At 57.1% G+C, this 12,827-nt stretch carries 9 protein-coding genes and 1 pseudogene; 4 read left to right on the forward strand and 6 right to left on the reverse strand.

The genetic code is table 11. The annotated features are described in order from the left end of the window. Positions 1-144 precede the first annotated feature (144 nt). Together G5B47_RS21325 and G5B47_RS21330 are read right to left on the reverse strand one after the other, a co-directional pair. On the reverse strand, positions 145-1,608 hold the full coding sequence (locus G5B47_RS21325) for a glycoside hydrolase family 32 protein (RefSeq protein ID WP_328804608.1): 1,464 nt from the start codon (positions 1,606-1,608) through the stop codon (positions 145-147). A 44-nt stretch (positions 1,609-1,652) separates the two neighbouring features. Continuing rightward, positions 1,653-3,104, reverse strand: coding sequence for a glycoside hydrolase family 32 protein (locus tag G5B47_RS21330; protein WP_165102507.1), 1,452 nt, complete (start codon positions 3,102-3,104; stop codon positions 1,653-1,655). A gap of 508 nt (positions 3,105-3,612) precedes the next feature. Here G5B47_RS21330 and G5B47_RS21335 point away from each other — a divergent pair. After that, positions 3,613-4,674 carry a LacI family DNA-binding transcriptional regulator gene (locus G5B47_RS21335; protein ID WP_165102510.1) on the forward strand — a complete coding sequence of 354 codons (1,062 nt, stop codon included), beginning with the start codon at positions 3,613-3,615 and terminating at the stop codon, positions 4,672-4,674. Between the two features lie 105 nt (positions 4,675-4,779). Here G5B47_RS21335 and G5B47_RS21340 read toward each other — a convergent pair whose 3' ends face one another. After that, positions 4,780-6,804, reverse strand: coding sequence for a beta-galactosidase (locus tag G5B47_RS21340; RefSeq protein WP_165102513.1), 2,025 nt, complete (start codon positions 6,802-6,804; stop codon positions 4,780-4,782). 154 nt (positions 6,805-6,958) lie between these two features. Here G5B47_RS21340 and G5B47_RS21345 point away from each other — a divergent pair, with 154 nt between their 5' ends. Further along, the gene (locus tag G5B47_RS21345; RefSeq protein ID WP_165102516.1) at positions 6,959-7,792 is read left to right on the forward strand and encodes a helix-turn-helix transcriptional regulator; all 834 of its coding nucleotides are present in this window, start codon (positions 6,959-6,961) and stop codon (positions 7,790-7,792) included. Positions 7,793-7,944: 152 nt separating this feature from the next. Here G5B47_RS21345 and G5B47_RS21350 read toward each other — a convergent pair whose 3' ends face one another. Then, on the reverse strand, positions 7,945-9,117 hold the full coding sequence (locus G5B47_RS21350; RefSeq protein ID WP_165102519.1) for an MFS transporter: 1,173 nt from the start codon (positions 9,115-9,117) through the stop codon (positions 7,945-7,947). Positions 9,118-9,354: 237 nt separating this feature from the next. Next, positions 9,355-9,759, reverse strand: coding sequence for a PadR family transcriptional regulator (locus G5B47_RS21355; RefSeq protein WP_165102521.1), 405 nt, complete (start codon positions 9,757-9,759; stop codon positions 9,355-9,357). 79 nt (positions 9,760-9,838) lie between these two features. Here G5B47_RS21355 and G5B47_RS21360 point away from each other — a divergent pair, with 79 nt between their 5' ends. Then, entirely contained in the window at positions 9,839-10,957 is a 1,119-nt protein-coding gene (locus tag G5B47_RS21360; RefSeq protein ID WP_328804609.1) for an alpha/beta hydrolase family protein, read from the forward strand. A gap of 117 nt (positions 10,958-11,074) precedes the next feature. Here the strand turns inward: G5B47_RS21360 and G5B47_RS26220 are convergent. After that, positions 11,075-11,712: pseudogene (locus G5B47_RS26220) on the reverse strand (TIM-barrel domain-containing protein); the annotation flags it as partial. Between the two features lie 189 nt (positions 11,713-11,901). Between G5B47_RS26220 and rarD the strand changes: the two are divergent. Continuing rightward, complete coding sequence (gene rarD / locus G5B47_RS21370) at positions 11,902-12,825, forward strand: EamA family transporter RarD (RefSeq protein WP_165102524.1); 924 nt, start codon at positions 11,902-11,904, stop codon at positions 12,823-12,825. The last annotated feature ends 2 nt before the right edge of the window (positions 12,826-12,827 follow it).

Genomic DNA, 12,827 nt, shown 5'->3' on the forward strand with positions numbered 1-12,827 from the left:
GCTATCGCTCCTACAGTTCCAAACTTCCCCTTCGTTACTCCTTACCCTGATGCCATTTTGCAAGTTCATCCTATAAAGTTCATTCTGTCTTGCTATGCTCAAGACTTCTAGTCGTCTTCCACAGCAGGCATACCCCGGGGCCAATTATTCTCCTGCTGCTTCCGCCTGATCCGATTCCAACCGCCAGATATTCAGCGTTTCAAGCAGGGTATCTCCGCCTCTTGAGAACAGCTTGAGGCCGAGGCTGCTTTCCAGCGGGTAAATCCGGTTCGTAATCGTCCGGCGTCCGTCATTGGCGAACAGCTCTACCGAAGAGCTGTCGAGGAATACGCGCAGCTTGATCCGTCCGTCCTCCGTCTGAGCGAGCGTCACATCATTGACGCCGCCCTCGCCCGCTCCGGCATGGTCACGGTTCATCCGCAGTACGCCTTCGGAGGCTTTATAGGAAATTTCCGTATACTGCAAGCCGTCTTCCGAGCAGCGTACGCGCAGGCCGAACTCGGCATCGGACGAAGAATCGGCCGCAAAAACGGCTTCAATCTCCAGCGCGTTTCCTGCCGCTCCACCCGGAATGAAATCTTCACTGTCCTTCAGCAGGACGTTGGCCGCGTCCACATGGCTGCCCCGCAGCGCCTTCAGTTCCTCGGCAGGGTTAGCCAGCAGGCTGCCGTCTTCCGCGAGCGTAAGCACGCGCGGCAGAGTGAAGGCGCCCATCCAGCCGTCTTCCTTCTCCGGCATCTCCGCTCCCCAAATATTCATCCAGCCGAACATAATCCGGCGGCCCGACGCATCCTCGAAGGTCTGCGGCGCGTAGAAGTCGAAGCCGTAGTCCACCCGGTCCTTATGCTGATTGCTGAATTTTCCCGTATCATAGTCGAACTGTCCGGACAAATACAGCGTCTTGACGGGCGCAATATTCATCGGAGAGAAGATGAGCACATGACTGTCCGCCCCTTCTCCAAGCGGGAACAGATCGGGGCATTCCCACATATCGCCCATCGTTCCGTCACTCTCGGCCGCAATCCCTTCGTAGGTCCATTCATCCAGATCGGCTGAAGTATAGTGAAGCGCCTTGCCTTTGCCGTCCTTGCCGTAACCGACAACCAGATGCCATTTGTCGCCGCGCTTCCACACTTTCGGATCGCGGAAGCCGAAGCACTCCGCATCCGGAGGGCCATCAATGACGCTAACCGGCCCTTTTTCAAAATGAATGCCGTCCGTACTACGTGCAATGCACTGCACCTCGACCGGATTGTTGCTTTCCACATGTCCCGTATAGATCAGCGTCAGCACGCCGCCATCGTCCACCCCGCTGCCCGACCAGCAGCCGTACACCGTATTTTCGCCGCTGTCGTATGGCATCGAGGGTGTCAGCGCGATCGGGAGATGCTCCCAATGCACGAGATCCTTGCTCTTCGCATGTCCCCAGTGCATCGGTCCCTGCCAAGGGCCGTAAGGGTAGTGCTGGTAGAACGCGTGATATTCGCCTTTATAATAAATGAGTCCGTTTGGATCGTTCATCCAGCCGACAGGCGGCATTAAATGATATTGAAGCCTGTAGCGGCTATTGGTGATTGGCACCGTTTCATTTTGCAGCGTATTGCTCACAGAAGGTCACCATCCTGTTCCAAAATATTTTTTCTATAATGTGCTTATGTCCAAACCGATTTCAGAGGATAAACCGTAAAATGGCTGAATGTGGCGTTTCCGCCGCGGGCGAACAATTCCAGTCCTCCGCTCTCCGGGCGGGGGTATACAAGCGATGTGAACACTTCCTCGCCGTCTCCGACGAACCACTCGATGACCGAATCATCGACAAAGCCCCGCAAGAACAACCTGCCGTCTTCACCGCTTCTCGGCGCCCGGAATACCTTGGCAAAATTCGCCGTTCCGCCCGTGCGCTTCGGCAGTTCGCTGAAGCCTGACTTGCGGCGGTCGAGAAACAGCTCTTCGCGTTCCGGGCTGAAGCCCAGCACGGTATGCTCCTCGCCGTCATCCGAGACCCTGACGCGGATTCCCCATTCCGCCGCGCGGTCCCAGCTTACTTCTGCCTCGAACTCGTACGACAGCCCCGAGAAAGGCAGGCGGAGAATTTCATCCTTCACCTCCACCGGACCGAAGCGGACCGGCTCTTCACGCAAATTCTCAAGCTCCTGAACCGGCTGCTGCGCCAGATGAAGCTCGCCGGCGCCGTTTCTTGCAAGCCTCAGCACCCTTGGAATCGACATGCCGCCTTTCCAAGGCTCGGTGGGCGAATGAAACGGATACTGCCAGTTGGAGGTCCAGCCGAGCCAGATCGTCCGGCCGTCTTCCCGGGGAATATCCGAATAGGAAACGGCGGCATAGAAGTCCTGCCCGTAATCGGTCCACCGGGGAGCGCTGCCCTCATGCTCACAGACAAAGCGGCGGCCGTCGAAGTGTCCGACGAAATACTGGGCGGTGGAGCCATCCGTCACCTCGTTGTCCCCGATGCTGACATGCAGCACCCAGCGGCTCTGGCCCGGCTCTCCCAGAAGGGGAAGCTGGAACAGATCGGGGCACTCCCATACCGCATCCTGGCAGCCGGTACCTTCAAACACGCTTTCAAACTGCCATTCTCGCAGATTGGGCGAGCTGTAGAAGTGAATGGCCCGGTCCACGCTGACCGCCATCGCCCAGCGGCCCGTCTGCTCATGCCAGAGTACCTTCGGATCGCGAAAATCATTCAGGCCGGGATTGGGAATGACCGGATTGCCCGAATACTTCACCCAGGTCCGGCCTTTGTCCGGGCTGTAAGCGATGCTCTGGGACTGTAAACCATCCTTGAAGTGGGTGAAGATGGCCACCAGACCGCTGCCGCCGCCGAAGAAACCGCTGCTGTCGTTCCAGTCCACCACGGCGCTTCCAGACCAGATGTCGCCCAGCTCATCGGTTACAAGCGCCAGCGGCAGATGCTCCCAGTGCAGCAAATCGCGGCTTACCGCATGCCCCCATCTACCCGTAAATTGATAAAACTGATGATACTCCCCTTCATAGAACACCATACCGTTCGGGTCGCTCATCGGCCCCTCCGGCGGTGTCAAATGATATTGCGGGCGGTAAAGCTCATGGTACGTTTCAGTCATCGTTAACCTCCATTGACCCGACTTCCAGCTCTCTCCACAAGCATGTTTAATAGACATCTCTAATCTCAATTTATTTACATTATTCATTACAAATGTAAAGAACTTTGACGCAATTGAAGTATAGCGCTTCCAATTCCAAGTGTCAATCACTTTTAAAGCGCTTTTTCACAAAAAAATTTTCTCTTGATCCGTTCAAATCCTTGCCTGTCTGAATGAAAGTCCGGCCATCAGCGTCATCTTCAGGAAAACGCCTCCCAAGCCGATTCCATGGGCAAGTATATCCTATGCAACCGCTGAAAAAGGTTATATAATAAGATGTTAAAACGAGTAAATTCGTCAATACTAGATAGAAATCTGCTGCTTGTGCTTTTTATTCTCTTGTTTTGGGCATTTTTGTTTACATTTCCCCATCACATTTATCCTTTACATTTTTATTTGCACTCGCACACAAAAATGATAAAAAGATATATTTTGAAAAAACCATGAGTCAAAAAGGAGCATGCTGTCTATGGCTGAAAGAGTGACCATTCAAGATATCGCTGATGCTTTGGGATTGTCACGCAACACGGTTTCCAAAGCGCTGAACAACCATCCGCAAATCCCCGAGGGGACCCGGGAGAGGATTCTCCAAAAGGCGGCCGAGCTGAAATACAAAAATTTCTCCAGCATAAACATGGGGAACATCGCGCTGCTCACCCGCGGCGACATTAACGTCATCAGCTTCTACGCCGAGACGATCAAAGGCATGGAAACGGCGCTGAGCGCCCGGGGATTCAATCTGATTCTGACCTTGGTCAAGCCCGAAGATATCCGAAACAACGCCCTGCCGGCCAACATCAATCCGTTTAACATCGACGGGATTGTGTGCATTGAGATTTTTCATAAGCCTTACATTGAAACGATCCTCGGCGCCGGCATTCCGACCGTATTCATCGACTCCCTGCCCAACACCGTCTTTGACAGCCACAAGTATGACATCCTAATGGTCGAGAACGAGTTCGCCACCTATACCCTTACCAAAACGCTGATCGATGAAGGGCATGAGCATATCGGCTTTATCGGGGATCTGCATCACTGCCGCAGCTTTTACGAGAGATGGCTCGGGTTCGAGCGCGCGATGAGGGCATCCGGATATGAGCCAGACCCCGCCTTCAGCATCACGCCGGACGACACGCAGCCTTACCTGTCCGTCGAGTGGATGACGGCCCAGCTGAAAAGCCTGGCCACGCTCCCTACCGCATTCGTATGCGCCAATGATGATATCGGCATCTCCGCGGTCCGTGCGCTCAAGGAGTTGAAGGTTCAGGTGCCCGAACAGATTGAAGTGACAGGATTTGACGACATTGCCAACGCCAAAATCATTGACCCGCCGCTGACCACCGTTCATACCTATCCATACGAGCTCGGCACCCGCGTCGTCGAGGCGCTGCTGAACAGGATTGAACAGCCGGACCGCCATAAGGAAACCATCTATCTGGATACCAGCGTCGTTCTGCGGGGATCGACCCGGCGGCGGAATGAGGCCAGCGAAGCCGCGGGTACTGCCTCAGTAGCCAGCCCGCCGTTTTGACCGCGGAACCATCCCGCCGTTATCTCGGGCGCCCGTTCCATTACCCGGCATTTCGCAAAGTCCCAAACCAGTCCATCTGTCAAAAAGAAAAAGGACAGCTTCGCGCTATCCCTTCAATATCCTAACGCCCTTCGCCGGAACGCGGACCGTGCCCGTTACCTCCTCGCCTGTCAGCAGATCATGTATCCCGGCGGAGCCGATCTCCGTCGTCAGTTCCCCGCCCGTGTGGTTCAGCAGGAACAGGTACGGCGTTCCGTTCTTTATCCGGCGCGCGGCTTCGATTCCCTGTGGCGCTTGGACCAGCGGCTCGATATCCTTGTCCGCGCACAGATTGCCAAGGAAGCCTTGCAGAAAATCGGCATTCGGGCTGGAAGCGATATAGTAGGCTTTGCCCTCTCCAAACCGGTTGACGGTAAGCGCCGGCATGCCCTGATAGAAATCGGAGCCGTAACGCGCCAGCGTCTCCGCGTTCTCCGTATGGATCAGATCGCACAGGATGCCGCATTCATAGCTTCCGCTCAGCTTCTTCCATTCCCGCTCCATCACGATTTGATTGCTCATGCCAGGCAGCAGCGCGTCAATCTCCTCCGCCCATATGCCAAGCAGCGGCCGCAGCGGCCCGGGGTAGCCCCCCAGCGTAACAAGATCATGCTCGTCGACGATTCCGCTGAAGAAGGTCGTCACGAACGTGCCCCCCGCCTGGACAAAAGCTTCCGCCCGCGCTGCAAAGCCCGGCTTCACCATATACAGCACCGGCGCGATGACGATTTCGTACCGGGTCAAGTCCTCCTCGGCGCCGACCATATCCACCTCAATATGCTGGGCAAACAGCGCATCGTAATACTTATGCACCTCGTTCACATAGTTCAGCGCGACCGTTGGCCCGCTCGACAGCTCGAGCGCCCAGCGGTTCTCCCAGTCGAACAGGATGGCGACCTTCGCCGCGCTGCGGGCGTCCAGCAGCTCGCCGCCGAGCAGCTGCAGCTCCCGGCCCAGCTCCGCGCATTCGCGGAACACCCGCGTATGCTCATGCCCGGCGTGCTCGATCACCGCGCCGTGAAACTTCTCGCAGGCGCCTACCGAGCGGCGCAGCTGGAAGAACAGGACGGTGTCCGCTCCTCGCGCCACCGCCTGGTAGCTCCAAAGCCGCATCACGCCGGGCCGCTTGAGCGAGTTGTACTTCTGCCAGTTCTGCTGGCTCGGCGTCTGCTCCATCAGCATGAACGGCTGGCCGCTTTTCAAGCCGCGCATCAGGTCGTGGGTCATCGCCGTAAAGCTGACGGGCGTGTCCAGCGAAGGATAATTGTCCCAGGACACGACATCCAAATATTTGGCCCATTCGAAATAATCCAGCTCCTTATAAAAGCCCATCAGATTCGTCGTAATCGGCACATCCTTGCTGTGCTCCCGGATCGCGTCGTATTCCAGCCGGTAGCACTCCAGCAGGCTGTGCGACATGAACCGGCGGTAATCGAGCGAAATGCCCTGAAAGTTGGTCCGGCTCCCGTTCCACTCCTCGGTCAGTTCACTGGGGAGAACAATCTCCTCCCAATCGTAGAACGTGTGCCCCCAAAAGCGCGTGTTCCACGCCCGGTTCAAGGCGTCCAGTGTGCCGTACCGCGCTTTCAGCCACTCGCGGAAGGCCGCCTCGGACTGCTCGGAGTAGTCGTAACCCCCGTACTCATTCGAGACATGCCAGGCCACGAGCGCAGGATGATCCTTGTACCGCTCCGCCAGCTTGCCCGCCAGCCGGGAGGAAAATGTACGGTAGACCGCGCTGTTCGGGTTGGAGTTATGCCGTCCCCCAAACTTGCGTTTCCTGCCTTTGGCATCAACCCGGGTCACCTCCGGGTACCGGCGCGCCATCCAGGCCGGATGCGCCCCGGTACCCGTAGCCAGGCATACATAGATTCCGTTGCGGTACAGCCGGTCCATCGTCTCATCAAGCGCCGAGAAATCATAGGTATGCTCATCCGGCTGAATCATCGCCCAGGAGAACACGTTAATCGTAGCTACATCAATCCCCGCCAGCCGGAACAGGCGGTCATCCTCCGCCCATACTTCGGGCTCCCACTGCTCGGGATTGTAATCTCCTCCATACCAAATCTTCGGCAGTTTATCGTTGATCACGTGCGGCACATCCTTTACAGTATAAGTATATTCTCATTGTAATCGCTTAAAATTGGCGGTTAAATATAATATTTCCGCATCACATATAAGAATATGGAACCAGCACAGCTCTGTGCCGCTTCTCTACTTACCCATTTCGCAGGAGGTTAACCGCATGGCAACCCATGGACACCGCCGAATTATTTTCGCTCCCGAAGCCGGAAGCCGTCTGCCGATTGCCCTCGACAGCATCGGGTATAATCCCGAGCAGGAGCGGGTCAGCCGCCCGGACGGCTATCCGGCCTACCACTGGCTACAGACGGCCGAAGGGCAGGGGCTGATTCTTTTCGGGGAACAGCGGATGTTCCTTCCCAGGGGCAGCGGCGTACTGCTCCCTCCCCGATTACCCCATCGCTATGAAGCGGTGCGGGACGGCTGGCGTACCTATTACCTGACCTTTGCTGGCGGCTCCGCGGACAGCATTTTGCTATCCCTGGGCTTAAGCGGCCCCTCCTTTCACCAGTGGGAAGACGACGCGCCCGTGGGCAATATGGTCGAAGCTTTGCTGAACCTCCAGGAGAAGGAGGCCGACCCGTTCGGGCAGAACGCCTCGGCGGGCGCCTACCGTTTTCTGCTCGCTTTAAGCTCCTGCGGGAGCGCAGATGACCGGAGGTCCATCTCCGGCAATCTCGGCAAGCTTCAGCCGCTGCTCGCCTGGATGGAAGAAAGCTACGGCAATCCCGATATCGGCCTGAACGACCTTTCCGGGCGTATCGGGGTGTCCGGCCGCTACCTGAACAGCCTGTTCCTGCATACATTCGGCTTATCTCCCTACGCCTATTTCATCCGCTTGCGCATCCGCAAGAGCAAGGAGCTGCTAATCGGCCTCCCGGAAGCCAGCGTCAAATCCATCGCGCAGCGGGTCGGATTTCGGGACGCCAGCCATTTTGTCGCCACCTTCCGCAAGCTGTCCGGGACGACTCCGGAACAATTCAGGAGCCTACATTAGCGCATCGCGTTTCGGGCGGGATAGCCCTATCCGCAAGCTGTCCGGACGAGCGAAAGAAACGCTCCTCCCTTCAGCTCACAGCGCCAAAAAAAGCAGCCCCCCCTATAAGGGGACGGCCTTGGCCGCACCCCGTTCACCGGGAGGAGCTGCTTTTATATTTTTGAAGACGCAAATGCGAAATAAACGCCGAATGCCAGACACAGCATTCCGATAAAGCCGTAGCCCCCGAACACATCCCAGCGGGATGAAAAATAGCCGAACCCGAGGCCGGCGGCGATAAGCGCCGCATTAAGGCCCAGCGACTGAAACGAATCCAGCGTCGCTCTCATGGACGAGCCGATCCGGTGATGCAAATATCCGGCCGCAAGCGGTTCGATCAAGCCGCCGGCCAGACAGATCAGTAAGATCGCCGCCAGACCGCTGGCGTTCCGCGCCATGGACAGATACAGGAAGCCCGCGGCAAGGACGGCGGTAACCGCCGTCAGCAGCAGCCTGCTCCCCAGGCGGCTTTTCAGCTTGTAGGCAAGGATATTGCCCGGAAGCCTGAGCAGAAAGATCGACGCCGAGAACAACCCGAAGGCTGCTGGCGGAATCCCGACCCGGTCCAGATATAGCTGCCAGAATTCATCGATGAAGTTCAGCGACGCCCCCGTCACCATTCCGGACAGCATAACCATGAGGACGCCCCGATTACTTCTGAAAAAGCGCACGGAGTCCGCAATAGATGCCGAGGCAGGCATCCCCTTCTCCCTCTCCGCCTCGCCGCTTGCGGCAGGTTCAACCAGCATGAACGTGAAGAAAAGCGCGGCAATCGAACTGGCCAGCGAAATCCAGTAGTTCAGCCCATAGCCGAAGCGGCCGGCCAGAACGCTTCCGCACATGGCGGCGAGCATTGTGGAGGCGATGTCGACGGCATTCAGGCGGCCCAGCGCCTGCTCAAAGGACTCCTCTCGTCCGGCCGCCTTCAGCGAATCGTAGAGCAGCGCATTCTCCGCGCCGCTTCCCGCCGTTCGGCCCACCGCCGCGAGAAATACGGCCAGCGCGAAGTGCCGGAACGAATCCGCATAGAGCAGAATCAGAAACTCGAAGCAGCCGAGCAGCGAGGCCAGAACCAGCATCCGCTTGCGGCTCCATCTGTCCGCAATAATACCGGTCGGAAGCTCCAGCAGCACAACCGTCACCGCAAAAATCATCTCCGTATATACGACCAACTGAATGCTCATACCCCGTTCTTCCCAATACAGCCTCTCGATCACATAAGCCGGAATGAGACTGCCAAAAAAACGCACCGCATACAGCACCCGTAAATTGCGCAAACCCGTCATGCGTGTATCTCCTCCCGATTCGGATTGGACGGTTCCAACCGGAATCTTGGGCGGAGCGCGCTCTAGGCCCGATTTTAGAGATTAACAGGGAGGTCTTGCTTTCGACATGTTCATCGTCTCCTTCCAGCGCAAAGCGGAATGTTCCACATGACCAGCTACTCCAATTATATAGGCAATGTCACAAAATAGACACAACCATAAAGCCTTGCCCCGGGTTTTTTTTCGCTGAAATTCGGGTTATATCTCATCCCTGCCCAGCGCTTCGATCACCCTGTCGCACCATTCTATATAGCTCTCCTCATTCCGGATGCCCATCTCAATGACCGCAATCGAGGAGAACAGCGGGTCCCTGCCGGGAAAGACGGCCTGCTGCTCGCGGAAGCCCGCGATTTTGGCACGGTAAATCTTCAGACGTTCTTCATGCTCTGTTCGTTTCGCCCGCAAAACACCGATCATCGCCTCCGGTTCCACCAGCCAGGAATTGTACTGCTTTAGCATAAAATCGTCCAATGCTCGCGGCTCATCCGCCTCCAGCACCCAATCTTTAAGGAATTCAACTCCTTTGTCCGTGATGCTGTACACTTTGCGCGCCGGACGGTAGGACTCACGCTCATGCGATTCCAGTTGAACCAAGCCTTTCAATGATGAAGCCTATTCTTTTGAACTGCTGCGGACGATAAGCTATGCGCCATACGGTGGAGCGGATATCGGCGAATGGCTGGTGACCGCCTCCCGCATTGTTGAGGGCGATTTCGAGAGCTGGCACAAGGAATGGTTCCGGGTCGCCGAACGCGCACATGCGCTGGCGGATGAAGCACTGGCCGCCGGCCAGCGCATCGGCGCACGGGAGGCGTATCTCCGCGCTTCCAACTATTACCGCACCTCGGAGTTCTTCCTGCACGGGAGCCCCGAAGATCCGCGCATGCTCTCCACCTGGAAGCTGAGCCGCGACACCTTCAGACAAACGGCGAAGCTGATGGACGCCAAAGTGGAGCAGGTCAGCATTCCGTACGAAGGAACGACGCTTTCCGGTTACTTCTATACAGCGGCAGACGCCACGGAGCCCCGTCCAATCCTGATTATTCACGGCGGCTATGACTCCACGGGCGAAGAGCTGTATTTCGGCGGAGCCGCCGCCGCTCTCCAGCGGGGCTACCACTGCCTTACCTTCGAGGGTCCCGGCCAAGGCTCCGTGATCCGCGAGCAGCGGATTCCTTTCCGTCATGACTGGGAGAAGGTCATTACGCCGGTTGTCGATTATGCAGTCAGCCGTCCCGAGGTGGACCCCGGCCGCATCGCGCTGATGGGCATCAGCTTCGGCGGCTATCTCGCGCCCCGGGCAGCGGCCTTTGAGCATCGCCTTGCCGCCTGCATCGCCAACGACGGCGTGCACACGTTCCGCTTCCGGGAAATGGGCCAGAAATTCATGGCGGGCCGAACGGACTATACCTTCGAGGAGTACGAAGCAACCGTAGCCAAGATCATGGAGCATCACAGCAGCGTCCGTTGGGCGGTAGACAATGGAATGTTCACCTTCCAGGCGAACTCTCTCAGCGAGCTGGCCTGGAAGACAGAGCCCTGCACGATGGAGGGCGTCGCGGACCAGGTGCTCTGCCCTACGCTCGTCTGCGAGGCGGAAGAGGATCATTTCTTCGCCGGGCAGCCCGAGAGACTGTCCGATGCATTGTCCTGCCCGAAGACCTATCTGAAGCTCACCAAGGAGGACGGCGGGGAAGAACACTGCCATTTCGGCGCCCTGCTGCTGTTCAATCACCGCGTCTTCTCCTGGCTGGATGAGACGCTGAAGATCAGCGCCGAACCGGCAGGCGTACTGCATTAATATTAAAGCCTCCAGCTAACGCGGCGGATCGGGAGTGACCCCTGTCTCACTAACAGGGTCACTCCCGTTCCTGAACCGCGTTGTTGCTGGAGGCTTTTTGTTGTTCTCAGGGCGGCTTTAGGCCAGCGTCAGGTGGAACGATACGGCTTCGGCACCCGCGGCAACAGCAACGGCGGTTTCACCGGTCCGCTCCGCCCCCCACACCGAGGCAATCGTTCCGAGTCCGTGCAGCTCCAGGCTGAACGGCTTGCCGCTGCCTTCAGCCTCTACGGCGATCGCGCTGCCGTCGCGGCTCGCGGTGACGCGCAGCTCCGGCATGCCGCTCAAGGAGCGCACGGTCGCGGAGGCCGAAGCTCCGTCTTCCAGCGAGTAAAGACCCAGCGTCACGCCGTCCGCATACTCGTAATCCGGACGGTGATCGGTCCGGCCCTCTGCGAGCAGCGTATTCGGCCGGATGAACAGCGGCAGACTCAGGAAGCCATGCCGTTCCCTGCGTCAGGAACCGCCCTCCACCGTCTCGCCGGTCAGGAGAGAGGTCCATCGGCCTTCCGGCAGATAGTAGACGGCCTCGCCCGAATCGTCGAAGACCGGGGCCGCCGAGATCGTGGTTCCCAGAAGCCGGAGCCGGACAGGCCGAGCTGCAGGCTGCTGCGCAGGGATTCGGCCATTGATTCGTAGTCGGCGTAGAAGTCGCCGCCCCAGTGCACGGGGAATTTCTGTCCCCCGGCCGTGGCGGAACGGGCGAAGACAGCCGCGCGGATAGGGCTAAATGAAGGATGGCAATTGACTGGTTGGTGGAAGTTTATGAGTACATATCATTTATGAGTACATATCATTGCATAGCATTCGGCTTTATGTTATATTGCGATTATTCTGTAGTTCGATTGTCATCAAACTTAAGAATGAAATGACATTCTGGATTTAATGTACTGGGGGTACAATTAATGAACAAGGGGATCCTTTATGCGGTCCTATCCTATCTGGCATGGGGGTTTTTGCCTTTATACTGGCGCCTGTTTACCGCGATACCCGCGTGGGAAATATTGGCGCATCGTATTGCCTGGTCCTTTGTGTTTGTGGCCGTTCTCGTGACCGCCTCGAAGCAGTGGCAGCGGCTAAAGAGCGTAGGCTCCAGCCGAAGAGGTCTCATCGCCGTAGTTCTCTGCTCCATTCTGATCAGCTCGAACTGGTTTCTGTTCATTTGGGCCGTCAACAATAATCATGTGATCGAAACGAGCCTCGGGTATTATATGAATCCCCTGATCAGCGTTTTGTTCGCGGTGGTCTTCCTGAAAGAACGGCTGTCGCCGGGACAGTGGCTGTCCATCGTTCTGGCCGGCGTCGGCGTTCTGATCATGGCCCTTCAATACGGACAGATTCCGTGGGTAGCCATTTCTTTGGCCGTTACTTTTTCCTTATACGGACTTGCCAAAAAAATAGCCAACCTGGATGTCCTGCTGGGTCTGACCGGAGAAACGATTATCGCGCTTCCCGCCGCAGTTGCCTACCTGATCTACGTTCAGTCCCACGGAGCGGGAATCTTCGCTTCCCTGGCGCCTTTCTCGGCTGTGCTGCTCCTGCTCGCGGGCGTAGCGACAGCAACACCTTTATTCTTGTTCGCCAAAGCCATGCAGCTGCTCCCGTATTCACTCGTCGGGTTTATCCAGTATATCGCTCCGACGACAAGCCTGCTGCTTGCCATTTTCCTGTTTAACGAACCGTTCTCACAGATCGAATTGGTCAGCTTTTCCTTCATTTGGCTGGCTTTGATCATCTATTCCTTCGTGACGTTCCGGAAATCGAAAGCGGGGGTTATCCCCGTCAGGCAGGTGGACGTACAAAAGAACGCAATCGCTGGCAACAAATAACG

It is taken from the genome of Paenibacillus apii, assembly GCF_011043685.1.
GTDB classification, from domain to species: Bacteria; Bacillota; Bacilli; order Paenibacillales; family Paenibacillaceae; genus Paenibacillus_AQ; species Paenibacillus_AQ sabinae.